Source organism: Ferribacterium limneticum, from assembly GCF_020510625.1.
In the GTDB taxonomy this organism is placed as follows: Bacteria; Pseudomonadota; Gammaproteobacteria; order Burkholderiales; family Rhodocyclaceae; genus Azonexus; species Azonexus limneticus_A.
On record NZ_CP075191.1, the window covers coordinates 1190533 to 1215201 of the forward strand.

Here is a 24669-nt window from a genome sequence, read left to right on the forward strand (position 1 = left end):
TTGCCGAAAAGCCGCCTCAGTTCGACTGAGCGGCTTTTTTTTCTTTGGGGCCGCGTGTTGCCCGGATGTACAGGATACAAGCGACAAACAGGATGACGGCCAGCAGTGTTTCACCAATCGCCAGCTTCTGTGACAGGCCGCTGTCGCTGGTGGCGCGCAGGAGGCCTTCCATTAGATAGAACTGGATGAACAGCGACAACCATTTGTAGGTGTAACGCTTGCCGCGCAGGATGCCGAATAGCGGGAAGAGCAGGAAGGCTGCCTTCAGCGTCATCCACGAGCCGCCGGGCTTGAGTGGTGCCAGCCAGCCTTCCCAGGCCAAGCAAAGAAAAATCAGCGCAATGAGGCTGGCGCTGGCAGTCATTTGATAACGGGTAGGTGTCACGGGCAACTCAGTTTCTGGACCAAAAGCGCAAGACGTTGTCCTTGGGCAAAGGCCAGCTTGCTCTCGGCTTCGGATAATTCCGGGTTGCCGTTCGGGCCGGCGACATGACTGGCGCCGTAGGGGGTGCCACCGGTGCGTGTGGAGGATAGCTCGGGCTCGGTGAACGGGAGTCCCATGACCAGCATCCCATGATGTAGCAGGGGGAGCGTCATCGAGAGAAGGGTTGCCTCATTGCCACCATGCTGGCTGCCGCTGGAGGTGAAGACGCAAGCGGGTTTGCCGGACAGTGAGCCGTTCTGCCAGGCGGCGATGGTGCCGTCCCAGAAGTACTTCATCGGGGCGGCCATGTTGCCGAAGCGAACCGGGCTGCCAAGGGCGAGGCCGGCGCATTCTTCAAGGTCCGATAGTTCGACATAAGGCGCCCCGGCATCGGGAACCACTGGATCGACCGCCTCGCAGGTGGTCGAAACTCTGGGTACGGTACGTAACCGGGCCTGAATGCCTGTAACCGACTCGACTCCTCGGGCGATCCTTTCGGCCAGTGCCCGAACCGAGCCGCGATGGCTGTAGTAGAGAATGAGGATGTCTTGCATGGTCGGCTATTATACGGCCCCATGCAAATTCGCTCCCGAAATCGCCGTGACGGTCGGAAGTCGCCAGTTACGGCCGGTATCTTCCATCGCTTTTACAGCGAAAACATGATGCAGACGAGTGCAGCGCTGGCCTTCACAACGCTGATGGCACTGGTTCCGCTCGTCACTGTTGTCCTGTCTGTGGCGCATGCCATTCCCTATCTCGATCTGGTCGTGGCACGTCTGGATCTGATGGTGCGCGAAGCGTTGTTGCCGACCGGCGCTGCCGGCGCGATTGTCGGCAATATCGGGAGGTTCTCGCAGAAAGCGCAAAATCTTACCCTGGCGGGTATCGGGGTGCTCAGCGTGACGGCGTTTTTGTTGATGAATACCATCGAAAGGGCCTTCAATCATCTTTGGCAGGTGAAGCCGCGTCCTGTGCTGGCACGCTTGCGTCTTTACGCCTTCGTGATGGCGGTATGGCCTTTTGTCCTGGGCGCCGTCGCGGGAGTGATGTCTTTTGCCGTGACCGCTTCGCTTGGCTTCTTTGATGAACCAATGTGGTTTCGTCGTTTTGCCCTGAAAGTGGTTGCCACGGTGCTGCTTGGCTTGTTTTTCTCGTTTCTTTATTACGCGGTTCCAAACGCCGAGGTCTCCCGGCGAGCTGCACTGCTTGGTGGCGTATTTGCTGCACTGGCCTTTGCAGCCATGCAGAAAGTTTTCGAGTTCTTTCTGGTCAGTTCGGCCACGCTGAAAAGCATCTACGGTGCTTTCGCAGCCTTTCCTGTCTTTCTGGTCTGGCTGCACCTCTCATGGGCTGTGGTGCTTTTCGGTGGTTTGCTAGCAGCTAGCGTGAACCGTCCGGGGCGACGCTGAAGATTTCGATCGTGTTGGTCTGTTCGATGAGGCGCGTGGTCTGAAATTCGTGAATCTGCAGGTTGTCCTCTTCCTGGAGCACAATGATTCGCCGGGTATTTTCCTTGATCAATCCGGTCGGTACGACTAGCGACTGACTTGGGCGTAACGGCGGTGTGGGGGGCAGGATCAGTGCCGCCACCTTGCTTGATTCCAGTTCGTAAGGGTAGGCAATTTCTACGGCCATGGCCTTGGGGGCCAGCATTTGCAGGCCGAGTTCAATATGCTCGGGGTTCTCTGATATGGCCCAGCGGATGATGCAGGCGTGCCATGCGGTCGATGTCCCGGAGTGCTCTTCCGTTGCCTGCAGGGCCACAATATCGCCAACCCTGATATCTGCCGTGTGGCCGGACATGTGCATCAGCGCGTAACCATCCGGACTTTCGTTGGTGACCATCCACTCGCTTAATTCGGTGGGTAGCCCCGGGGAGCGTATGAGTCGCCATAGGTTGCTGAGTCCAGAGCACAGGTTGGCACGATAGGATTGTCTCCGGCGGGGAAATCTCCGTTTTGTCGGGTGTCCCCACAGGTGAGTCAGGCGTAACAGCACGCCGGGGCCAGTATGAGAGTCGGCGAATGCTGGCAGTTTCAGAAAATCGGACGGAATGCCCTGAATGAGTTCCGCGTGGTGCTTGAGTGCAAGTTCCGCGACCGCATCGCAGGAGAAGTAAAGAACTTGCGCTTCAGGGCTGGGAATGCGGCGAATAAGCGCATGGGCCGGAAAATCCTTGTCCGGATCAATCCAGAAGATGCCTTGGCTGTCGAGTGGCGGGTTTTCGAGCAACTCGATATCCGGCGTGCAGTTGGTGATGTATTCGCCAATGAATTCGAGCTCTTCGGATGAGAAGGAGGCTGGTTGGGCAATGGCGGCCAAGAGGATGTACGAGTAGATTCGCCGTATGCTTGGGCCGCCATTGGGGCCGGGGAAATCTTCCAGGCCGAGTCGACGTGCCGTACGAAACGCCGCATGCAGTTGTTGCCAAAGTCCGATGGGGGTTGGAGCCGCGATCAATTGCGTAATGCGGACCTGCCAGGCAATAGTGTGCATCGCGCGACGCAGGGAGGTGTGCGGGGTGCGCGAGGCGCCAAGTCCTTCGGGGTCAAAAAGTTCTGCCAGCGTATTGAAATAGTCTTGCGTCAAGGTCTCGAGCAGGTCGAGCAGCGTCCTGACTCTTTGCCGGACTTTTCGCGAAATCGGCAGGCCGACTTCATGCAGTCCAGGGGCTTCCGCCTTGGCAATGCGTTCCGCTTGACTGAAGAGCAAGTCGAGGATTTTCAGTCGCTGGGTATTGGGCGCAGGGGTTTCGCGCAGTAACAAAAGCTGGTGGTGTAACTGGTCGGCATCTTCTGCGCCAGTGCGTCCGTGGGCCAGTGCCAACCATTCAAGAATGCTCTTGATGTTGGCTTCGGGGCTTGTTGGCAAGAGACGGCTCGCTGCGCTATTCATTGTCTGCGGAGGATAACAAAAAATTACCTTTTCGCCATTGGTGCAGTGTCATTGGCGAGCAGGCTTCCTGGCGTTGCTGCTGTTTCCACTTCTCTAAGTGGCTTGTTTTTCCTTGATAAAGCGATATAATCGACGGTCTTTTTTCCTGCTAACGAAAGTATTCCCATGGTTGTTATCCGTCTTGCCCGTGGTGGCGCCAAGAAGCGCCCGTTCTACAACATGGTTGTTACCGATTCCCGTAACCGTCGTGATGGCCGTTTCGTTGAGCGCATCGGCTTCTACAACCCGGTAGCCTCAGGCAATGCCGAAGCGCTGCGCGTTTCCGTTGATCGTCTCGCCTACTGGCAGAGCAATGGCGCCCAGCTATCCCCGACGGTTGCTCGTCTGGTCAAGCAGCACGCTGCTCAGCAAGTCGCCTAAGTTTTTGTTTTGACCGGCAACGATATCGTCGTACTGGGTCGGCTGGCCGATCCTTACGGGATTCAGGGCTGGCTTTGGTTGTACCCCTTTGGGGATGATCCGTTGGCCTGGGCTGAAATGCCCGTCTGGTGGATTGCCAGAGAAGGCGAGCCGTGGCGCGAATGCAAGCTGAAAAGCTTGAAAGCCCACGGCAACGGTGTGGTGGTGCTGTTGGATGGCGTTGCTGATCGTTCTGCGGCTGAATCGATGAAGGGTATTTTGGTCGGGGCGCCGCGCGAAGCGTTGCCCACGACTGAAAAAAACGAGTTTTACTGGACCGATCTGATTGGTCTGGATGTCATCAATACCGCGGACGAGCGGCTCGGCAAGGTGGTCGGGTTGATCGAAACCGGTGCCAACGCAGTTTTGCGCGTGCTTGGTGATGACAGCGTCGAGCGCCTTTTGCCGTTTGTTTCGGCGGTGGTGCTGGCCGTAGAGAAGGAAGCGGGGCAGATTCGAGTGGAGTGGGGCAGCGACTGGTGATCCGCTTTGACTGCGTCACCCTCTTTCCGGAGATGTTTGCGGCAGTAACGGAAAGTGGCATTACCCGTCGGGCGCTGGAAGAGCAGCGCTGGGTGTGGCAAGGCTGGAATCCTCGCGATTTCGCCGAGAACACCTGGCGACGGGTTGATGATCGTCCTTTCGGGGGCGGGCCAGGCATGCTGATGCAACCGGGGCCGCTGGAGAAGACGATTGCCGCTGCCAAGGCGCAGCAGCGCGAGGCGGGGCTGGCGAAGAGCCGGGTTATCTACCTTTCGCCGCAGGGAGCACCGCTCACCCATGATCGGGTGATGCAGTTGGCGACTGGCGATGAAGGCTTGATCCTTCTTTGCGGTCGTTATGAAGGAATTGACGAGCGGTTGATCGAGCGCTGTGTTGATGAAGAAATATCGATCGGAGATTTTGTGCTTTCCGGTGGCGAGTTGCCGGCGATGGCTTTGATTGATGCCGTTGTCCGCCAGCTACCGGGGGTGCTCGGAGATGCCGCTTCGGCGGTGGAAGATTCGTTTGTTGGTGGTTTGCTGGATTGTCCGCACTACACCCGCCCTGAGGTCTATGAGGGCGAGGCGGTGCCGGAGGTTTTGATGTCTGGCGACCACAAAAAAATTCGTCGCTGGCGGCTCAAACAGTCGCTGGCCCGAACCCGGAAGCGCCGGCCGGATTTGCTGGCGCGCCGCAGTTTGACCGCGGAAGAAACGCAACTCCTCACGGAAATCGTCGGAGAGGAGCAATGCGGTGAGTAAGTGTTTATAAAATTTAAGGATCTCACATGAACCTGATTGAACAGTTGGAACAAGAAGAAATTGCCCGTCTGGGCAAGACCATTCCTGACTTCGCGCCGGGCGACACCGTTGTCGTGCAAGTGAAGGTCAAGGAAGGTAACCGCGAGCGTCTGCAGGCTTACGAAGGCGTCGTTATCGCCAAGCGTAACCGTGGTCTGAACTCGGGTTTTACCGTTCGCAAGATTTCTTCCGGTGAAGGCGTCGAGCGTACTTTCCAGACCTACTCCCCGCTGGTCGCTTCCATCGAAGTGAAGCGCCGTGGTGACGTTCGCCGCGCCAAGTTGTACTACCTGCGCGAGCGTTCTGGCAAGTCGGCTCGTATCAAGGAAAAGCTGGTTCGCAAGGAAAAGCCGGTCGTCGCTGCTTAAGCGATTTCGCTGGATTGAGAAAGGGCGCCTCGGCGCCCTTTTTCTTTGTCATCGGCTTTTTGTCTGAAATCAAGCGTGAGCCGCAGGATTCTTCTTGTCGTTTTCGATCAGGGCATACGCTGAGTGGTTATGAATCGATTCGAAGTTTTCTGATTCAACAATGTAGGCGTCGACGCGTGCTTCTGCGTTGAGGCGGGCTGCTACATCACGAACCATGTCTTCAACGAACTTGGGATTATCGTAGGCGCGCTCGGTAACGTATTTCTCGTCGGGGCGCTTCAGCAAACCGTAGAGCTCACAGGATGCTTCCTGTTCGACGAGCTGGACGATTTCCTCGATCCACATGAAGTCGTTGGTGCGGGCGGTGACGGTGACGTGCGAGCGCTGATTGTGGGCGCCGTATTCGGAGATTTTCTTCGAGCAGGGGCACAGGCTGGTCACCGGCACAACGACCTTGACCGAGGTGGCGATCTCGCCGTGGCAGATGTCGCCGATGAAGGTGACGTCGTAGTCCATCAGGCTCTGTACGCCGGAAATCGGGGCGGTCTTGTTGATGAAGTAGGGAAAATTCATCTCAATGTGCCCGGTTTCGGCTTCGAGTTTGGCAACCATGTCGCGCAGCATGACCGGAAAGTTTTCGACCGAGATTTCGCGTTCGTGGCTGTTCAGGATCTCCACGAAGCGCGACATGTGCGTGCCCTTGAAGTTGTGCGGCAGGCCAACGTACATGTTGAACATGGCGATGGTGTGCTGGATGCCGGTCGATTTGTCCTGGACCTTGATCGGGTGGCGGATCGACTTGATGCCGACCTTGTTGATGGCGATATGGCGCGTGTCGGCTGAGTTCTGGACGTCGGGAATGCTCGTGTTCGGGGTGCTCATGGGCTGTTCTTTAATAAATTATTGTGGGGTGCTGCGGTTACGTACGGTGCGGACGATGCCGTCCTTGTCGAGGCCAAGTTCAGCCAGCAATTGTCCTTGTTCGCCGTGATCGATGAAGCGGTCGGGCAGGCCGAGGCGAAGCACCGGCACGTTCAGTCCGCGTTCTGCCAGCACACGCTCGATTTCAGAGCCGGCGCCGCCGATCACAGCATTCTCTTCGATGCTAACCAGCAGCGAATGGTTCCCGGCCAGTTCGATAATCAGCTCGACGTCGAGCGGTTTGACGAAGCGCATGTTAGCCACGGTGGCGTTGAGTTCCTCGCCGGCTACGAGCGCGGCCGGGACCAGGCTGCCGAAGGCGAGCAGGGCGATGTCCTTGCCCTGGCGGCGGATTTCGCCTTTGCCGACGGGTAGCGTATCGAGATTGGTTGCCGGGATGGTGCCGGTGCCGCCGCCGCGCGGGTAGCGGACCATACTCGGGCAATCCAGCGCATAGGCGGTGGACAGCATCTGCCGGCATTCGGCCTCATCGGCCGGGGCCATGACGACCATGTTCGGGATGCAGGTGACGAAGGAGAGGTCGAAGGTACCGTGGTGCGTCGGGCCGTCGGCACCGACCAGACCGCCACGGTCGACCGCGAAGACAACCGGCAGGTTTTGCAGGGCGACGTCGTGCACAAGCTGGTCGTAGCCTCGCTGCAGGAAGGTCGAGTAGATGGCGACGACCGGCTTCAGGCCCTCGCAGGCCAGGCCGGCCGCGAAGGTCACGGCGTGCTGTTCGGCGATGCCGACATCGAAATAGCGGTCGGCATGCTCGGCCGAGAAGCGCACCATGCCAGAGCCTTCACGCATGGCCGGGGTGATGGCGACAAGGCGGGAATCGGCCTTGGCCATATCGCACAGCCAGTCGCCGAAAACCTGCGTGTAGGTCAGCTTGGCGGGGCCCTTGGCGGACAGGATGCCGTCGCAGGCGGCGAACTTGCCGACGCCATGGTAGAGAATCGGGTCGTTCTCGGCCAGCTTGTAGCCCTGGCCCTTCTTCGTGATGACGTGCAGAAACTTCGGGCCCTTGAGTTTCTTGAGATTTTCCAGCGTCGGGATCAGGGCGTCGAGGTCGTGGCCGTCGATCGGGCCGTAGTAATGGAAACCGAATTCTTCGAACAGCGTGCCGGGGGCGATCATGCCCTTGACGTGCTCCTCGGCGCGGCGCGCCAGTTCGAGCAGCGGCGGGGCGAAGCCGAGCATGTGGCGGCCGGCTTCGCGGGCGACGTTGTAGGTCTTGCTCGAAGTCAGTCGGGTCAGGATGTTATTCAGCGCGCCGACCGGCGGCGAGATCGACATCTCATTGTCGTTGAGGATGACCAGCATGTCGGCATCGGCGACGCCGGCGTTGTTCATCGCCTCGAAGGCCATGCCAGCCGACATCGCGCCGTCGCCGATGATGGCGATGGCCTTGCGGTCCTCGCCCTTGTGCTTGGCAGCCAGTGCCATGCCGAGCGCGGCGGATATCGAGGTCGAGGAATGGCCGACGCCGAAGGTGTCGTACGGGCTCTCTGAGCGCTTCGGAAAGCCGGAGACGCCGCCGTGCATGCGCAGGCCGCTCATGCCCTGCCGGCGGCCGGTCAGCACCTTGTGGGCGTAGCACTGGTGGCCGACGTCCCAGACCAGGCGGTCGTCCGGGGTGTTGAAGACGGCGTGCAGGGCGATGGTCAGTTCGACCGTGCCGAGGTTGGACGACAGATGGCCGCCGGTTTTCGAGACGGAGTCGATCAGGAAGGCGCGCAATTCGGTCGCCAGTTGCGGCAACTGCTTGCGGTCCAGGCGGCGCAGATCGGCCGGGCTGTTGATGGTTTCGAGCAGGCGGGAGGCGGTCATCAGAATTGCCGGTGGCAGATGAAGTCGGCCAGCTGGGTGAGGCGCGCGGCGCGCTCGCCGAAAATGGACAGCGCGTCGAGGGCGTCGGCGCGCAGTTCGTCGGCGTAGGCGCGGGCGGCGTCGAGGCCGAGCAGGCTGACGTAGGTTGGTTTGTCGGCGGCTTCATCCTTGCCGGCGGTCTTGCCGAGGGTGGCGGTGCTGGCCGTGCAGTCGAGGATGTCATCGACAACCTGGAAGAGCAGGCCGGCGCGCTTGGCGAAGCGGTCCAGGTTGCTTCGTTCTTCGCTGGAAAGCGGGTTGCCGGCCAGGGCGCCGAGCAGCACGGCGGCGCGGATCAGGGCGCCGGTCTTCAGGGCGTGCATGAGCTCCAGCTCGGGCTGGTTCAAAGGCTTGCCGACCGAGGCGAGATCGATGGCCTGGCCGCCGGCCATGCCGCGCGAGCCGCTGGCGTGGGCGAGCAGGGCGATCATTTCGAGTTGCTGCTTGGCCTCGCCGATGGGCTGGCTGGCCAGCAGTTCGAAGGCTAAGGTCTGCAGGCTGTCGCCGACGAGCAGGGCGGTCGGTTCGTCGAACTCGACGTGGCAGGTCGGCCGGCCGCGGCGCAGCACGTCGTCGTCCATGCACGGCAGGTCGTCATGGACCAGCGAGTAGGCGTGGATCATTTCGACGGCGCTGGCGACGATGTCGAGCGTTTCCGGCGCGGCGCCGGTCAATTGGCCGGCGGCGTGGGCGAGCAGCGGGCGGATGCGCTTGCCGCCGCCGAGCGTGGCGTAGCGCATGGCTTCGTGCAGGCGGGCGGGGATGCAGTCGCTACCCGGCAGGAGACGGGCGAGGGCGGATTCGGCGCGGTCCTGGGTGACGGCCATCCATTCGGCAAACGGGATGGTGCTCACTGGGCCTCCAGCGTACGGCGGTCGACGTCCTTGAATTCGCCGTTTTCGAGGATGCGGATTTGTTCTTCGGCGTTGGCGAGTTGGGCCTGGCAGTGCTTCATCAACTCGGTTCCGCGCTTGTAGGCGGCGATGGAGGCTTCGAGTTCGAGCTTGCCGCCTTCCATGCTGGAGACGATGGCTTCGAGTTCGGCGAGCGCCGTCTCGAATTTCATGTCGGCGATGGGCGTTTGATCCATGTCTGGAGCGTTCGAGGAAACAGGCGAAAATACTCTATCAAGGGGCTTCAGGTCAAATGCGGGGCGGGGTAAAATTACATATTTAATAACCCGCTGGAGGCGTGGAATGTCCGACGTGGCGAATTTGTCCCGTTTGGCCCCAGCAGTTTCCCAACTGCCGGTGGACTGGTACTTTGATGAATCGGTGTATGAGCTGGAGAAAAAGCTCATCTTCGATGCCGGTCCGGGCTATGTCGGTCATCAGTTGATGGTGCCGGAAGCGGGTAACTACCGTTCGCTGGAATGGAAGGACCACGGCCAGATGCTGCTAAACGGCGGCACCGAAGGCAAGAATGCGGGTATCTGGCAGATGTCCAATGTCTGCCGCCACCGCCAGGCGATCATGCTGCAGGGCGCGGGGACGCTGAGCGGCCCGATCGTTTGCCCGATTCATCGCTGGACCTACGAGCAGGGTGGCGAGCTGATCGGCGCGCCGCACTTCCCGCAGAACCCCTGTCTGAACCTGAACAAGGCCAAGCTGGAGAACTGGAACGGTCTGCTCTTCAAGGGACCGCGCTCGGCCAATGCCGACCTCGGTGGCATGACCGTCGCCCGCGACCTCGATTTCACTGGCTACAAGCTCGACCATGTCGAGATGCACGAGTGCAATTACAACTGGAAGACCTTCATCGAGGTCTATCTCGAGGATTACCACGTCGTGCCCTACCACCCCGGTCTGGGCAATTTCGTCACCTGTGACGACCTGAGTTGGCAGTTTGGCGACTGGTATTCGGTGCAGAAGGTCGGCATCACTTCGCTGATGAAGTCCGGTTCGGCCGCTTACGATCGCTGGCAGAAGGTGGTTCGCGAGTATTACGGCGACCGGGGCGAGACGCCGCCGCAAGGGGCGATCTGGCTGACCTATTATCCGAACATCATGGTCGAGTGGTATCCGCACGTGCTGGTCGTCTCGACGCTGATCCCGCAGGGACCGCACAAGACGATCAATGTCGTCGAGTTCTACTATCCCGAGGAAATCGTCGATTTCGAGCGTGAGTTCATCGAGGCCGAACGCGCCGCCTACATGGAAACCGCCATCGAGGACGACGACATCGGCGAGCGCATGGACCGCGGCCGCAAGGCGCTGCTGGCCGAAGGGCGCAACGAGGTCGGCCCTTACCAGAGCCCGATGGAAGACGGCATGCAGCACTTCCACGAGTTCTACCGCCGGATCATGCAGAAGGACATTGAAGCAAGATGAGCGAGGCGCGCTGAGCCTTTACCGCACCGCAAGAGGGCGTCGGGGTAAAATCCGGCGCCCTTGGTCTTTTTGAGTTCCCCTGATGCAGTCTTTGTGGATGATCGCCGCCAGTTTCCTGTTCGCCTGCATGGGCGTCTGCGTCAAGCTGGCAGCCGAGACGCATTCGGCGGTCGAAATTACCTTCTACCGCAGCTTCATCTCGCTGATCCTGATGTTCGGGCTGGTTCGCCTGAGCGGCGTGTCACTGGCCACGCCGCATCTGCGCTGGCAGGTAACGCGCGGTACGGTCGGCTTCATCGCGCTGTTTTCGTACTTCTACGCCATCACCCTGCTGCCGCTGGCGACGGCGGTGACGCTGAACTACACCTCGGCCATTTTCCTCGCCCTCTACCTCGGTTTCGCTGGCATGCAGCTGCGCAAGGGCATCATGGGCGCGCTGGTGCTGGGCCTCGTCGGCGTCGTGCTGCTGCTCAGGCCGACCATGAACGCCGACCAGCTGGTTGGCGGCCTGGTCGGCCTTGGTTCCGGGATCATGGCCGGCATGGCCTATTTCAGCGTGCGCGAGCTCGGGGCGCGCGGTGAGCCGGAAATGCGCACAGTGTTCTATTTTTCGCTGGTGTCGTCGGTCGGCGCCGGCGCCTGGCTGCTGTTCAGCGACATCCATGCGGTCGACCTCAAAAGCGGCCTGCTTCTGCTCGGTGTCGCCTGCTTTGCCACGGTCGCCCAACTGGCCATGACCCGCGCCTACACGCGGGGCAAGACGCTGATGTCGGCCGCACTGGCCTACAGCACGGTGATTTTTTCCAGTCTTTTCGGTATGGCCTTCTGGGGTGAGGTGCTCGACGCCTCGGCGTGGGCGGCGATCGGCCTGATCATCCTGTCCGGCATCGCCGCCACCCACTTTTCCCGCGCTCCGCGCGTCGAGCAGACCTGATTCGTCTGGCATCACCAGGCGTCGTAGAATGGCGCGGTCATTCTCAAACGGGGCTTTGAATGGGGGCGTGGGAACTTCTCTGGGTGCTGCTGGCGGCGCTTGCTATCTGGCTTGTCGTGATAGGCAGCCAGATCGCCCTGGCGGTGCTGCGCCTGATGCGCATGCGCTTCGTTTCGGACGAGACTCAAACGCTGGGACGAGAGGAAGTTCCGGCTGATATCGCCGCGGTCTTCGGGCCGTCCGGGCGCCGGCTTGGCGAACTGGGCTTTGCCTATCTGGAAACCCTGAAAATTCCTCCCCGCCTGCGTTGCGAAGGGCTCGAGCCGATCTGGGTCGATATTTACCGCCACGCCGACGGCGCAACGCGGGCCGCCATTCTGGTTGCGGAAGCACCCGAGCCGGGCAGGGCTGCGACCGTCAGCTTCTCGACCCATTTCAAGAATACCGCCCTGCTGACCGAGAACCGGCGCCAGCACCTGCTTTTCGCCATGCCGCCGGGCTGGCAGGTCGAGGATGCGCTGGCCGCCAGTCTGGACGAGCATTGGGCATTTCATCAGCGACGGGTCGCCGCTGAAAGCGATGAACCATTGCTGGATGAACAGGAGATCCGCCGCCGCCATCGCGATCTGGATCTCGAGACGTTTCGCCATTTGCAGGCTGCCGGCGTCATGGTGGCGGCGGGCGATGTATGGCGCCTCACCGCGACAGGCGCCTACCGCTTCGTGCGCCAGGTGGTGGCGGGAAATCGCCGCCTGGCGGCGTTGCCCCCGCTGGCCGAGGTCGAAGACATGCCGCTGCGCGTCATTGCCGATCGTCACGCCTGGGCCAGCCAGGAGGCCATTCAGGCAGGTACCGGCATGTCCCGGCGCGGCAAGATTGTCATGTTCGGGCTCAGCGCCCTGGCCGGTGCGGCCGCGTTTGGTTATCTCGTGTCGTGGGAGATGCTGCCCGTGCTGCTGGGCGTGCTGCTCTTTCACGAATTCGGCCACGCGCTGGCCATGCGCGCTTTCGGCTACCGCGACCTGAGCGTCGTCGTTCTGCCCTTTCTCGGTGCCGTCGCCTTCGGCCGCAAGGACGACGCCGGCCCCTGGCAAAAGCTCGTCGTGTTGCTGGCTGGCCCCTTGCCCGGCCTGGTCGTTGCCGTCATCTGCCTCGAGCTGGCCATGCAGGGCGGCAGCGATCCGCTGCTGCTCAAGATCGGCGTCATGGCACTGGTGCTCAATCTGTTCAACCTGCTGCCGCTGACGCCGCTTGATGGCGGGCAGATCGTCGACACCTTCCTGTTTGCCCGCCGCCCGCGTTTGCGTTTTGCCTTTTTTGCCGTCAGCGTGCTGGCTCTGATCGGCATCGCCCTGATGCTCGACAGCACGGCGCTGGCTGCCGCCGGCGTCCTGCTCGCACTGGGCATTCCGGCCCTCTGGCGGCGCCTGCGGATGCTGTCCGGCATCGACCTGGCGGCGGAAAGCGACGTGCCGACGGCCATCTTCAAGCAACTGCATGAGGACAGGCAGGGAAAAATGCCGAATTTCGCAGCCCGGACGCAGATCGTCCGCCTGCTGCAGCCCCTGATCCGGGGGCGTGCGCCGTCGCTGCAGGAAAGCCTGGTCGGACTCTCGGCCTACCTTGCTGCCATTGCCGTGCCGGTCGCCCTGCTCTGGCACACCGGGCTGCCGCAAGGAAGCTACGCCGGGCTGTTTTCCCCGAGGCTTGCCCAAACCGCCGAACTGGCGCCCGATTGGGATAAGCAACTGGCCGCGGCGCAGTCGCCCGATGAACGCCATCGGGTGCATTGGGAGGCTGGCCGCTGGTTTGAAGACAGCGAAGATGACGAGCAGGCGCGCACCCACTATGCGGCTGCACTGGCCGAAACTGCTGCCTTCGCCGAGGTGCCCGGCGATCTGCGCCGCCTTGACGCGCAACTGGCGCTGGCGCGCCTGGCGGAACCGGGCGAGGCGCGGCAGATGCACCTCGACTTGTTGCCGCAGCTACGCGCCTTGCCACCGCCCGAACGCCAGCGTCTGGCCGATGTGCTGGAAGCGCTGAACTGGGAAGATGGCGATGACCCGGAGCGACAGCAAGCCTACCTGCGCGAGGCAATTTCGGTACGCAGCATGGCCGGGACCGAGGACGGGGCGCGATACCTGGCGATGGACCGGATCGCACTGGCCCGCCTGCTCGATGCGCTTGGCAAACCCACGGAAGCGGAAAGCGAGTTACAGAAGGAGATGACTGATGGCAGGCCTCATTTTGCTTGGGAAATCGAGCCGGTCGTCTGGTTTTATCTGGCCCACCAGCAGCCTGATCAGGCCGAAAAGCTGTTGCTTGGCCTGCCGTCGGCTTCCCGTGCCGAGCCGCAGCTGGCCAGGTTGTCGAGCTGGGTGGCGCTGGCCCAGGGCCGCGGGGCAGAAGCCCGCCAGTTGCTCGAAGCGCAAATGGCTGAAGACAAGCGCCAAAATGGCGAATGGCGACGCCTGCAGACTGCGGTCGACCTGATCCATGCCAGCCGCGATGTACCGGCCGAAAGGGCGCGCTGGCTGGCCGAGGCCGAGGCCAGCAAAGCGAAAATGGGCAAGCCGTTTGCGTATTTTCTCAAGGGCTTGCGCGGCGAAGCCGAGCGCGGACAGTGGGAGAGCCAGCGTGGCAAATCCAGGCTGGAAGCAATCAGCCTGCTACCGGGTGTGGCTGACACATTGAGGCAGCTGGATTGATCCTGATTATTTCCCGGCAGTGCGGGGAAAACGGCGTCACACGCTGCCTTTCAGGCTAAACTGAAACAAACAACAGCGGAGAGAAAACATGATTGTCATCGACCACCAAGCCAGCCTTGTCAACGTGTCCGTGTTCGGCGAATTCACACTGGCCGACTACAAGGAATTCGAAGAAGTCGTCAATTTCAAGGTCCAGTTCGAAGGCCCGGTCGACCTCTATTTCGATCTGACCCAGATGGCCGGCCTGACGCTGGACGTGGCCTGGGAAGAGGTCAAGTTCTCGCGTGCCCACGCCAACGATTTCAAGCGCATCGCCGTCGTGACCGACAGCCAGTGGGTAACGTGGAGCGCCTGGATTTCGCAGACCTTCGTCAATGCCGACGTCGAGGTTTTTACCAACGCCGACGAAGCCAAGGCCTGGCTGGCCTGAGCTGTCGTGAGTTATACGACGCTCGTTGACGTCGCGACGCTGCGGACGCATCTCGACGACCCGAACTGGCTGGTCGTCGATGTGCGCCACCAGCTTTCCGATACCGCTTATGGCGAGCGGGTGTACGCCGAAGCACACATTCCCGGCGCGGTTTTCCTGCATTGCGACCGCGATCTGTCGGGGGCGATGACTGGCTGCAACGGCCGCCATCCGCTGCCTGATCCGGAAAAACTGGCGCAGCGGCTGGGTGAAATCGGCATCGGTACGGCGACGCAGGTCGTGGTCTATGACGACGCACAAGGCATGATTGCCGGGCGTCTGTGGTGGCTGCTGCGCTGGCTGGGGCACGATGCCGTGGCCTTGCTCGACGGCGGTCTGCAGGCCTGGCAAGCGGCGTCTGGCGCGATGACATCGCTATTGCCGACTCTTGAGCCGCGTGCCTTTGTCGCCCGGCCACAGAATTTTAAGGTGCACGCCGACTACGTTCTGGAACGCATCGAAACGCCGCACATGCGTCTGGTCGATGCGCGCGGCCCGGATCGCTTCCGTGGCGAGAACGAGACCATCGACCCGGTCGGCGGCCATATCCCCGGTGCGGTCAATCGTTTTTTCAAGGACAACCTGCTGCCCGACGGCCGTTTCAAGCCGGCTGCCCAGTTGCGGGCCGAGTGGCTGGCCGTGCTGGCTGGTTCACCGCCCGACTTGGTTATTCACCAGTGTGGCTCCGGCGTTTCCGCCTGCCTGAACATGGTGGCCATGGAAATTGCCGGCCTGCCCGGTTCGCGGCTGTATGCCGGTTCGTGGAGCGAATGGTGTGCCGATCCGGGGCGGCCGGTGGCCCGTTGAGCCGTGACCTGATTCTCTGAAAGCTTAGATCGTGTCCCTGTCCAGTCGCGTGATGCGCCAAGTGTTGCTGGTGGCTGGCGGGGCATCGCTGTTGTTTGCCGTACTTTTTCTCGGCCTATACCGCGAACAACTGGAACGCGAACGGGCCGCCACTTCGACCCAGATCAACCGCCTGCTCCGCGTGGCGCTGGAAAACGCCATGCTCAAGCGCGACGTGCCGGGGCTGCGCGACATTGTCGAGAAAATGGGCGAGCAGCCGGGCATTGTCGGGGTGATGATCCTGGCACCCGGCGGCGAAGTGCGCTTCGCCTCGCGGCCGGAAAAGCTCGGACAGCAGCTCCCCGAGTTGCTCGGCAAGGAACATCCCGGTGTGCCGCAGACGCGTTTCGTCGCTGAAGCCGGGCAGGCCGAAGTGCTCCGCTCGATCAATCCGGTGCCCAACCAGCTGGTCTGTACGAGTTGCCACGGCCCGCTGGCCAAGCATCCGATCAACGGTGTGCTGGTCGTCGATTACGACGCCGGCACGATACGGCAGGATGCCTATCGCAGCGCCGCCCTGTTCGCCGGAGCCGGCATTGCCGTGCTGGCGCTCACCCTGTGGTCGATCTGGCGCTTGCTGCGCCGTCGTGTCATTGATCCGCTGGCTCGCCTTGATCTGGCCGCCAATGAGTTGGCGGCCGGCGACCTGACTGTTCGCGCGCCGGTTAATCTGGACGACGAGCCGGGTCGTCTGTCTGCCAGTTTCAATCGCATGGCGGATCATCTGGCCGAGCAGATCGGCCGCTCCGAACGCCAGCAGCGCTATTTGCAGGAACTGCTCGATGGCTTGCCCGATGGCGTGCGGGTTATCCGCCAGGCCGACTTTTCGATTGTCGCGGTCAATGCCGCGTATTGCAGTCAATTGGGGATCGCTGCCGACAAGACCATTGGCCAGCCTTGCTACCGTTCCAGTCACGGCCGCGATACCCCCTGCGCGCCGACCATGGTCGTTTGCCCGGTAGCCGAACTCGCTCGCCCCGGCCAATCGGTGAAATGCCGTCATCACCACCGGGCGGCGGATGGCCGGGATATTCCGGTCGAAGTGCATGCCGTGCTGCTGCAGAGCGATGGTGAGCAGGGGCCGGAGCAATTGATCATTGAATCGATCATCGATCTGTCGCAGGCGGTGCGCCACTCGCAGGAGCAGCGGCTGTCCGAACTCGGGCTGCTGGCGGCCGGCATTGCCCACGAAATTCACAATCCCCTCGGTTCGATGCGCCTGGCCGTCGATGGCTTGCTGCGCAACCTGCGCAACGGCAACGACGACCCGCAGCGCATGGCCGGCTATCTGGAAATGATGAGCAATGAAATCGACCGTTGTACCGGTGTCACACAGCGCCTGTTGCTGCTGTCACGACTGCCGCAGCAACAGGCTCAGGTCGTCGCGCTGAATCCGGCCATTTCGGATACCGTGACCCTGCTCGATTTCGATGCCCGCAGCCACGGCATCAGCCAGCAGCTTGAACTCGATGCCTGCGAGCCGCGCGTGCTGGCCGACGACAGCGATTTGCGCATGCTGGTCCTCAATCTGGTCCAGAACGCCCACCATGCCATGCCGCAGGGCGGTGTGCTGATCGTGCGCAGCCGTGTCGAGGATGGCAAGGCGATTGTCGAAGTGATCGATCACGGTTCTGGTATCGCGGAGGAGTCGCTGAACCGCATTTTCGACCCCTTCTACAGCCGCCGGGCCGATGGCGAGGCGGGGACCGGCTTGGGCCTGACCATCTGCAAGAGCATCGTCGAACGTTACGGCGGCGGCATCGAGGTGCGCAGCATTCTGGGTGAGGGCACTACCTTCCGCGTCACGCTGGCGCGGGTGAGCGGATAAAACCATGAAAAAACTGATTCTCGTCGTCGATGACGACCAGGTGTTCAACCGGCTGCTCGTCGAGCAGATCGGCGATATGGGGCTGGATGCAGTCGGCGCGCTGAGCTGGGCCGAGGCATCGGCCATCCTCTCCGAGCGTGAGCCGGACCTGATCTTTCTCGATTTTCGTTTGCCCGATGCCGATACGCCGCAACTGGTCGAAACGCTGGCCGGGCAATTCCCGGTCATCGTGCTGACCGGCTACGGTTCGATCCGCAACGCGGTCAGCCTGATCCAGGCCGGGGCGGTCGAATACCTGACCAAGCCGGTCGGCCTGGATGAGCTTGAAATCACCATCCGCCGCGAGCTGGAAAATGCCGAGCTGCGCCAGCGCAATGCCTTCTACCAGCGGCAGCTGGAGTCGCGTCGCCCCGGGCCGCTGGTCGGCAATTCACGGGCCATGGACGATCTGCTGGCGATGATCGAGGCGGTGGCGCCGACCGACGCGACCGTGCTGATCCAGGGCGATTCGGGTACCGGCAAGGAAATGGTCGCCCAGGCCATTCATGAGGGCAGCGCCCGCCACGCCCACGAGATGGTCACTATCGACGGCGGTACGCTGCAGGAGACGCTGTTCGAGTCCGAACTCTTCGGCTACGAGCGTGGGGCCTTCACCGGCGCCGATCGGCAGAAGAAGGGACTGATCGAAGAGGCGGCGAGCAGCACGCTGTTTCTCGACGAAATCGGCGAAACGACGCCGGCCAACCAGGCCAAGCTGCTGCGCGTACTCGAAACCGGCACTTTCCGGCGGGTCGGCGGGGCGCGGACGCTGAAATCGGATGTCCGCTTCGTCGTGGCGACCAACCGCGATCTGGCCGAAATGAGCCAGACCGGCGGTTTTCGCAGCGACCTCTATTTCCGGCTGGCCAGCTTCATCATCAAGGTGCCGCCATTGCGTGAACGGCGCGACGATATTCCGCTGCTGGCGGCGCATTTTCTGCAGCGTTTTTCGCGCGGCATCGAACGCAAGCTCAGCGCCGAGGCGCAGAAACTGCTGGTCGCCTACGACTGGCCGGGCAATGTCCGCGAACTGCGCAACCTGATCGAACGCGCCGCCATTCTGGCCGGGCGGGAGGAGCGCATCCGGCCGGAGCATTTCGGCCCCTTGCACTCGCGCCGCGAAGATGCGCTGCTGCTGGCCTTCGAACACGAGCCGAACCTCGCAGAGGTCGAGCGCGAATGCCTGCGCCATAGCCTTGTCCGGCATGCCGGCAATCGGGCAAAAGTGGCTGCGGTGCTGGGTATCAGCGAACGGAACATCTACCGCCTGATCAAGCAGTACGAACTGGGAGATTGAGCCGTGCCGGCAGGCTTTCGGGTGCCTAGGCCGCCTGATGCGCCGAATTGGCATGGCTTTACGGGAAATCATGCCATTTTGGCAGGCTGTGTTTTTCCATACAATCAGTCGCTTAGCATAATGGCTCGATTTCAGCCTGCCATTTTGGCAGGTGCCGCTGCAGGCCGGATTCTTGGTTGGTGTTTTTTGACTATATAAATCAATGGCTTGTAAATATTGCCTCGCTGGCACATGAAATGCTCAGTAGAAGTGCCCTGGCAGGTGCCCGGGTCGTTTTCAGCCGCTTGGCGGAGACGATGACTATAAAATTCGAGTGAGGTTTTACATGAAGAAATTTTCGACTTTTGCAGCACTTGCCATCGTCTCCCTGGCTGCTGCTAGCGCTAACGTCTATGCTGATCAGAAGGGCATGAGCGGCATGCAGGGCCAGAAGGGTATGTCTGGCATGGAAGGTCAGAAAGGCATGTCCGGCATGGGTGGCATGTCGGGTATGGAAGGCCAGAAGGGTATGTCCGGTATGGGCGGCATGTCTGGCATGGATGGCATGTCCGGTATGGAAGGCAAGAAAGCCAAGAAGGGCCAGAAGCAGGAAGGCATGTCGGGTATGGGTGGCATGTCCGGCATGGAAGGCCAGAAGGGTATGTCTGGTATGGGTGGTATGGAAGGCAAGAAGTAAGTCTTCCGACCCCCGAATGGGGTGGGTGGTTTTCCCCGCCCCATTTTTTGCGCGGAGCGCTGCATCATGTGCAAGCTGTTGAAGTTTCGAGTTTTTGCTTTTGCCTCGTTTTTCCCGTTAAGTGCAGCAATCGCCGATTCAGGCTTTGTTGCCGGGCTGAATCCCTCGGTGCGGCCGGCGAACGCGCCGGTAATCTCGGTATTTGAACCTGCCGATGCCTGGAAGCAGCAGGCGCTGCGCGGCATCCACGAACCGCAGACCGGGCTGGGTTTCCTCAAGGATCAGGGCGCCTGGTATACCCCGTTCAATCGTCCGAACATGCCGGGGTACTACGATATTCGCGGCCTGCACGACACCACCAAGAACAAGAAAGACTGACCATGGAAAGCCCCAAGACTGGCCTCCTGATTTTCGCCCTGATCGCCGTGGCCACCGTTGCCGGCGGCTTCCTCGGCTGGACCATCCGCCAGCAAGGACTGTCGCCACAGAGCACCGTCGTTCTTCCGGCCGGCGGACCGAGTACCGACCATCTGCGCGCCACCTACGATCCGATTCATTTCAAGCCGGCCATCGACAGCGCCACCGACGCCCAGTGTCTGGCCTGCCACCGCGAGGTGCTTGAAGACAAGGTGCGCGAAACCTCGCCGGCCGGTGTCAAGGCCGGTACCAGCAAGGCCTGGTACCAGCAGCTCAGCACCTATCAGGGCGAGCAGGACACCTTCCACCGTCGCCACCTCGTGACGCCGATGGCCAAGGAGCTGATGAACCTCAGTTGCACCACCTGCCACCAGGGGCACGACCCGCGCGAAGAGGCTCAGGGCTCCTCGGCGACAGCAGCGCCGCAGAGCGACAAGTCCTTCACGCTACGCAAGCAGGTCAATGTCGAAACGACCTGCCTCAAGTGTCATGGCCAGATGAACGCGCCGGTGATGGGCCTGCCGAGTGCATGGCCGGAATCGAAGGAAATGTTCGGCAACAGTTGTCTGACCTGTCACGCCGCCATCCGCACCAAGCGCCATCAGGTCAGCTACCTGAAGGCCGAGGCCATCGAAGCGGCCGGCGCCAAGAATGCCGACACCTGTTACGGCTGCCACGGGGGGCGTTCCTGGTACCGGATCAGTTACCCCTATCCGCGCCACGCCTGGGAGGGTATGGCTCCCGAGGTTCCCGACTGGGCCAGGGATCGCCCGACGGAAAGCGAAGCCCGCTTCCTGATTCCCACGACCATGGAAACAACAGCTGGCCCCAGGGTCAATACGAAATAAAGGCAAAAAAATCATGGACCGGAAACGTAACTGGCTTGATCTCCTCAACCCCAATCGTCGCAGCTTCCTGAAAACTGTCGGTGCCGGCACGGCCGTCGCCACGACCAGCGGCCTGATCGAACTCGGCACCGGCCAGCAGGAAGCCAAGGCCTTCGCCTACGAGCCGTATCCCAAGGATGACCAGCTGACCACCGTCGTCACCTCCTGCGACCACAACTGCGGTTCACGCCACATGCTGGTTGCCCACAAGAAGGGTGACGTTATCGTTCGTCTGTCGACCGACGATGGGCGCTACCAGGAAGGTGGCAAATTCGGTGATGACACCGAGCAGGTGCCGCAACTGCGCGCCTGTCTGCGCGGTCGCTCCTACCGCTCGCGCCTTTATTCGCCGGAGCGCCTGCTCTATCCGATGATGCGAGTTGGCGAACGGGGTGAAGGCAAATTCAAGCGGGTGTCGTGGGATGAAGCCCTCGACCATGTCGCCAAAAAGATGGTCGAGCTGAAGCAGAAATACGGCCCGACGGCCATTCTCGATCAGGCCTATGCCGGCACTTCCTATGGCGTGCTGCACAAGTCCGACCAGATCGAAGGTCTGCTTGCCCGCTTCCTCGGCATGTTCGGCTGCCGGACCAACTCGTGGTCAGTACCGAGCTACCAGGGCACGACCTTCAGCTCGCGGATGACCTTCGGTACCATCACTGACGGCAACGAGGATGACGCCTTCGCCCACTCCAAGCTGATCATCATGTGGGGCTGGAATCCGGCCTATACTTTCCACGGCGGCAACACCTTCTACTACATGCGGCTGGCCAAGCAGCGCGGCTGCAAGTTCGTCGTGATCGATCCGCAATACACCGATTCGGCCGCCAGTTACGACGCCTGGTGGATCCCGATCAAGCCGAATACCGACGCGGCGATGCTGGCCGCCATGGCGCACCACATTTTCGTCAATAATTTGCAGGATCAGAAGTTCATCAACAAGTTCTGTCAGGGCATGGATGCCGGCACGATGCCGAAGCAATTTGCCGACAAAGAGAACTTCAAGGACTACATCCTCGGCAAATACGACGGCACCCCGAAAACCCCGGAATGGGCTGAGAAGATTTGCGGCGTACCGGCCGCCGATATCAAGAAGCTGGCCGAGATGTACGCCAAGACCAAGCCGGCCGCGCTGAAGGCGAGCTGGGCGCCGGGCCGGGCCAGCTACGGCGAACAATACAACCGGATGGCGGCCGCCCTGCAGGCGATGACCGGCAACATCGGCATACTCGGCGGCTGCGCCGAGGGCGTCGGCAAGGGCTGGCACGCCGAAGCGGTGGCCTACCCGTACGACCAGTACGCCAACGTCTGGTACGCCTCGCTCAAGTCCGACCGCTGGGCGCATTGCGTGCTCAACTACCCCAACGTCAAGCGCGAGGAAATCGGCTGCTGGCCACGCAACGACGAACTGGACGGCAAGATCCCGAACATCAAGGCCATCTTCTGGCACGGCTCGGACTGGTTCAACCAGCTGACCAACATCAACAAGGAAATCGAGGCGATCAAGAAGCTGGAGCTGGTCGTATGCATGGATTCGACCATCACGCCGTCCGGCTTGTGGGCTGACGTGCTGTTCCCGATCGCCACGCACTTCGAGCGCCATGATGTGGCTTTGCCCTGGTACAAGGGGCACTACTACATCCACCGCCCGAAGGTCATCGAGCCGCTGGGAGAGTCGAAGACCGACTTTCAGGTATTCACTGAACTTGCCTACCGAATCGAGAAGCTGGACCCGTCCGTCAAGGATTTTGGCAAGCGCTACAACCCGAAGTCGCAACGCGACTACTTCGAGAAGAACGATGCCACTGACGAGTCCTACCTGACCGACTGGTGGACCAAAAAGGTGCAGAAGCATCAGGGCGTCACCATGTCCTGGGAGACTTTCAAGAAGCACGGCGTCTACAAATTCACCTTCGACAAGCCGCATGTCGCCTTCGAAGACCAGATCAGCAAGGGCGTGCCCTTCGAGACCCCCTCCGGCAAGATCGAAATCCTGTCGACCACGCTGGCCAACATCAAGGACTGGACCAAGACACAGTACGGCTACGAGATACCTTACCTGCCCAAGTGGATCGAACCTTTCGAGTCGCTGAATCACGAGAAGGCGAAGAAATTCCCCTTCCACATGATCACGCCGCACCCGAGATGGCGCACCCACTCCATCTTCCACAACATCCCCTGGCTGCGCGAAACCTACCAGCAGGAAGTAACGCTCCACACCAAGGATGCCGAGCGGCTGGGCATCAAGACCGGCGACATCGTTGAAATCTGGAACGAGCGCGGCAAGGTGGTAGTGCCGGCCTACGTCACCGAGCGCTGTATGCCCAATGTGGTGGTGCTCTACGAGGGCGCCTGGATGGACCTCGCCAAGGACGGTACCGACCGTTCCGGCAACCCGGACTTCCTGACCCTCGACCAGCCCAGTCCGGCCGGGGCATTCGCCTACAACACCATCCTGGTCGATTTGAAGAAGACCAATCTGGATCATCGTCCCGGCTGGGATACCCAGGCGACCTCGCGCTCCGTGATCTTCCGGAGGGACAAGTAATGGTCAAGAAAATCGACAAGGCTGAATTGAAGGTCGCCATCGAGCGCAAGGTGGCGCAGACCTACGAACCGGTCAAGCCGGCCAAACAGCTAGGCTTCGTCCATCACAACGTCGACTGCATCGGCTGCCGGGCCTGCGAAATTGCCTGCAAGGACAAGAACGGCCTGCCGCCCGGGCCACGTTTCCGCCGCGTCATGTACGTCGAAGGGGGTACTTACCCGGACGTCTATGCCTACAAGGTGAACATGGCCTGCAACCATTGCGCCGAACCGGCCTGCCTGCCGGCGTGTCCGACCGGGGCGATCTGGAAGCGGGCCGACAACGGCGTGGTCGACATCGACTCGACCCTGTGCATCGGTTGCCGCAAGTGCGAGCCGGCCTGCCCCTACGGCGCGCCGCAGTGGGACCCGCAGGAAATGGTCATCAAGAAGTGCAACATGTGCATCGACGAACTGGAAGCTGGTCGCAAGCCGTACTGCGTCCAGGCTTGCATGATGCGCGTGCTCGACATCGGGCCGATCGAGGAAATCTGGAATTCGACCCTGAAATCCAAGGCCATCGGGCCGCACGACAAGACGGTCAAGCAGGTCAAGAACATGGCCAACCCCGAATTGACCCGGCCTTCCATCGCCTTCATTCCCCATAGCAAAGGCAAGATCGATGCAAAGTGAACTCGGTGCCGCGCTGGCTGACGACCTTGATCAGCTGATACGTCTGCACGACAGGGAATTGGATGCCGCAACCCTTGCTGCCCTCAAGGAAAGCTCCTTTCCGCTGGGGCTGGCACTCCAGCCTTCGGGCGAGGCAGGAGAAATGGCCTGCGCCAACATGTCTGCGGCGGTATGGGGCGACCTTTCCCTCGATGATCTGGCCGCCGACTACGCCGCAATCTATCTCAACAACAGCCTCGGCGCTTCGCCCTACGAATCCGTCTGGCTCTCCGATGACCACCTCGCCTGTGCCGCGCCAATGTTCGAATTGCGCGATATCTACGCCGCGGCAGGTTTGCAGGCAAAAGACTGGCGCTGCCGCTTCGACGACCACTTCGTGCTGCAATTGCAGTATTTGCGCCACGTTCTGGCGTCTTCTAAGGGAGCACCGGAAAAACTCGCCAAATTCAACGACGAACACCTTGGCTACTGGTTCCCCGACTTCGCCCAGCGCGTCTCCATGCAATGCGACACTCCGTTCTACGCCGCACTGGCCGAATTGACCCACGTCTGGCTGATCAGCTTCCGCCAGCTGCTCGACGAACTCTACGATTTGCCCATTCCCGAGCGCGAGCAAATCGGCCAGCGCATCAACCGCAAGCTGGCAATGGAAAAGGCCGAGGTTTCCCCCATCCGCTTCATGCCGGGGGCGCAGGGGCCGAGCTGGTAGGGGCGAATGGTCGAGCTGCACGGCAGCCGGCCGGCATGGCATGAAAAAGCAAGAAGGCCAGCGTTAAGCTGGCCTTCGGCATTCC

General features: G+C 61.2%; 26 protein-coding genes. 18 read left to right on the forward strand and 8 right to left on the reverse strand.

Annotated elements, in window-relative coordinates; all coding sequences use genetic code 11:
• Positions 1 to 16: 16 nt before the first annotated feature.
• Both KI617_RS05725 and wrbA read right to left on the reverse strand, forming a co-directional pair.
• Positions 17 to 385, reverse strand: a complete 369-nt coding sequence (locus KI617_RS05725) for a DUF2069 domain-containing protein (RefSeq protein WP_226451059.1) — start codon at positions 383 to 385, stop codon at positions 17 to 19.
• Positions 382 to 978 carry an NAD(P)H:quinone oxidoreductase gene (gene wrbA / locus KI617_RS05730; protein WP_226451060.1) on the reverse strand — a complete coding sequence of 199 codons (597 nt, stop codon included), beginning with the start codon at positions 976 to 978 and terminating at the stop codon, positions 382 to 384. The genes KI617_RS05725 and wrbA overlap by 4 nt, the downstream gene beginning before the upstream one ends.
• Between wrbA and KI617_RS05735 the strand changes: the two genes are divergently transcribed.
• Positions 946 to 1833 (forward strand): YhjD/YihY/BrkB family envelope integrity protein, encoded by an 888-nt coding sequence (locus KI617_RS05735; protein WP_226451061.1) that lies wholly within the window; start codon positions 946 to 948, stop codon positions 1831 to 1833. The two genes, wrbA and KI617_RS05735, sit on opposite strands and share 33 nt — an antisense overlap.
• On the opposite strand, the gene KI617_RS05740 is transcribed toward KI617_RS05735, so the two are convergent.
• A complete protein-coding gene (locus KI617_RS05740) occupies positions 1805 to 3295 on the reverse strand; it encodes a hypothetical protein (RefSeq protein ID WP_226451062.1) in 1491 nt (496 codons plus the stop codon). The genes KI617_RS05735 and KI617_RS05740 overlap by 29 nt on opposite strands.
• 47 nt (positions 3296 to 3342) lie before the next feature.
• Positions 3343 to 3486, reverse strand: a complete 144-nt coding sequence (locus tag KI617_RS05745) for a hypothetical protein (RefSeq protein WP_226451063.1) — start codon at positions 3484 to 3486, stop codon at positions 3343 to 3345.
• Between KI617_RS05745 and rpsP the strand changes: the two genes are divergently transcribed.
• Genes rpsP through rplS form a run of 4 tightly spaced genes read left to right on the forward strand, consistent with a single transcriptional unit; the run spans position 3485 to position 5429 of the window.
• Positions 3485 to 3739, forward strand: coding sequence for a 30S ribosomal protein S16 (gene rpsP, locus KI617_RS05750; RefSeq protein ID WP_226451064.1), 255 nt, complete (start codon positions 3485 to 3487; stop codon positions 3737 to 3739). The genes KI617_RS05745 and rpsP overlap by 2 nt on opposite strands.
• 9 nt (positions 3740 to 3748) lie before the next feature.
• The gene (gene rimM, locus KI617_RS05755; protein WP_226451065.1) at positions 3749 to 4261 is read left to right on the forward strand and encodes a ribosome maturation factor RimM; all 513 of its coding nucleotides are present in this window, start codon (positions 3749 to 3751) and stop codon (positions 4259 to 4261) included.
• A 32-nt stretch (positions 4262 to 4293) separates the two neighbouring features.
• Positions 4294 to 5022 carry a tRNA (guanosine(37)-N1)-methyltransferase TrmD gene (trmD, locus tag KI617_RS05760; RefSeq protein ID WP_404826827.1) on the forward strand — a complete coding sequence of 243 codons (729 nt, stop codon included), beginning with the start codon at positions 4294 to 4296 and terminating at the stop codon, positions 5020 to 5022.
• A gap of 26 nt (positions 5023 to 5048) precedes the next feature.
• The gene (rplS, locus tag KI617_RS05765) at positions 5049 to 5429 is read left to right on the forward strand and encodes a 50S ribosomal protein L19 (protein WP_226451066.1); all 381 of its coding nucleotides are present in this window, start codon (positions 5049 to 5051) and stop codon (positions 5427 to 5429) included.
• 69 nt (positions 5430 to 5498) lie between these two features.
• Here rplS and folE2 read toward each other — a convergent pair whose 3' ends face one another.
• The 4 genes from folE2 to xseB are packed head-to-tail and all read right to left on the reverse strand — an operon-like array spanning position 5499 to position 9315.
• The gene (gene folE2 / locus KI617_RS05770) at positions 5499 to 6311 is read right to left on the reverse strand and encodes a GTP cyclohydrolase FolE2 (protein ID WP_226451067.1); all 813 of its coding nucleotides are present in this window, start codon (positions 6309 to 6311) and stop codon (positions 5499 to 5501) included.
• Between the two features lie 18 nt (positions 6312 to 6329).
• Entirely contained in the window at positions 6330 to 8186 is a 1857-nt protein-coding gene (gene dxs, locus KI617_RS05775; protein WP_226451068.1) for a 1-deoxy-D-xylulose-5-phosphate synthase, read from the reverse strand.
• Positions 8186 to 9079 (reverse strand): polyprenyl synthetase family protein, encoded by an 894-nt coding sequence (locus tag KI617_RS05780; protein ID WP_226451069.1) that lies wholly within the window; start codon positions 9077 to 9079, stop codon positions 8186 to 8188. Before KI617_RS05780 ends, dxs begins: the two co-directional genes overlap by 1 nt.
• Complete coding sequence (gene xseB, locus KI617_RS05785; protein ID WP_226451070.1) at positions 9076 to 9315, reverse strand: exodeoxyribonuclease VII small subunit; 240 nt, start codon at positions 9313 to 9315, stop codon at positions 9076 to 9078. Before xseB ends, KI617_RS05780 begins: the two co-directional genes overlap by 4 nt.
• Positions 9316 to 9421: 106 nt before the next feature.
• Here xseB and KI617_RS05790 point away from each other — a divergent pair, with 106 nt between their 5' ends.
• The 13 genes from KI617_RS05790 to KI617_RS05850 all read left to right on the forward strand — a co-directional run bounded on the left by KI617_RS05790 (position 9422) and on the right by KI617_RS05850 (position 24584).
• Positions 9422 to 10555: an aromatic ring-hydroxylating oxygenase subunit alpha gene (locus KI617_RS05790; protein ID WP_226451071.1), complete on the forward strand. Its 1134-nt coding sequence runs from the start codon at positions 9422 to 9424 to the stop codon at positions 10553 to 10555.
• Between the two features lie 82 nt (positions 10556 to 10637).
• Positions 10638 to 11489, forward strand: coding sequence for a DMT family transporter (locus KI617_RS05795; RefSeq protein WP_226451072.1), 852 nt, complete (start codon positions 10638 to 10640; stop codon positions 11487 to 11489).
• 59 nt (positions 11490 to 11548) lie between these two features.
• Positions 11549 to 14197 (forward strand): site-2 protease family protein, encoded by a 2649-nt coding sequence (locus KI617_RS05800; protein WP_226451073.1) that lies wholly within the window; start codon positions 11549 to 11551, stop codon positions 14195 to 14197.
• A gap of 88 nt (positions 14198 to 14285) precedes the next feature.
• Positions 14286 to 14627 carry a SpoIIAA family protein gene (locus KI617_RS05805; protein WP_226451074.1) on the forward strand — a complete coding sequence of 114 codons (342 nt, stop codon included), beginning with the start codon at positions 14286 to 14288 and terminating at the stop codon, positions 14625 to 14627.
• A 6-nt stretch (positions 14628 to 14633) separates the two neighbouring features.
• Positions 14634 to 15473, forward strand: coding sequence for a sulfurtransferase (locus KI617_RS05810; RefSeq protein ID WP_226451075.1), 840 nt, complete (start codon positions 14634 to 14636; stop codon positions 15471 to 15473).
• Positions 15474 to 15504: 31 nt separating this feature from the next.
• Positions 15505 to 17340 (forward strand): sensor histidine kinase, encoded by a 1836-nt coding sequence (locus KI617_RS05815; RefSeq protein WP_226451076.1) that lies wholly within the window; start codon positions 15505 to 15507, stop codon positions 17338 to 17340.
• 4 nt (positions 17341 to 17344) lie between these two features.
• Complete coding sequence (locus tag KI617_RS05820) at positions 17345 to 18676, forward strand: sigma-54-dependent transcriptional regulator (protein WP_226451077.1); 1332 nt, start codon at positions 17345 to 17347, stop codon at positions 18674 to 18676.
• Between the two features lie 325 nt (positions 18677 to 19001).
• Positions 19002 to 19352 carry a hypothetical protein gene (locus tag KI617_RS05825; RefSeq protein ID WP_226451078.1) on the forward strand — a complete coding sequence of 117 codons (351 nt, stop codon included), beginning with the start codon at positions 19002 to 19004 and terminating at the stop codon, positions 19350 to 19352.
• A 66-nt stretch (positions 19353 to 19418) separates the two neighbouring features.
• Positions 19419 to 19730 (forward strand): hypothetical protein, encoded by a 312-nt coding sequence (locus KI617_RS05830; protein WP_226451079.1) that lies wholly within the window; start codon positions 19419 to 19421, stop codon positions 19728 to 19730.
• Positions 19731 to 19732: 2 nt separating this feature from the next.
• Positions 19733 to 20617 carry a NapC/NirT family cytochrome c gene (locus KI617_RS05835; protein ID WP_226451080.1) on the forward strand — a complete coding sequence of 295 codons (885 nt, stop codon included), beginning with the start codon at positions 19733 to 19735 and terminating at the stop codon, positions 20615 to 20617.
• Between the two features lie 13 nt (positions 20618 to 20630).
• Positions 20631 to 23204 (forward strand): molybdopterin-dependent oxidoreductase, encoded by a 2574-nt coding sequence (locus tag KI617_RS05840; protein ID WP_226451081.1) that lies wholly within the window; start codon positions 20631 to 20633, stop codon positions 23202 to 23204.
• Positions 23204 to 23875 carry a 4Fe-4S dicluster domain-containing protein gene (locus KI617_RS05845; protein WP_226451082.1) on the forward strand — a complete coding sequence of 224 codons (672 nt, stop codon included), beginning with the start codon at positions 23204 to 23206 and terminating at the stop codon, positions 23873 to 23875. Before KI617_RS05840 ends, KI617_RS05845 begins: the two co-directional genes overlap by 1 nt.
• Positions 23865 to 24584: a TorD/DmsD family molecular chaperone gene (locus tag KI617_RS05850; RefSeq protein WP_226451083.1), complete on the forward strand. Its 720-nt coding sequence runs from the start codon at positions 23865 to 23867 to the stop codon at positions 24582 to 24584. Before KI617_RS05845 ends, KI617_RS05850 begins: the two co-directional genes overlap by 11 nt.
• The last annotated feature ends 85 nt before the right edge of the window (positions 24585 to 24669 follow it).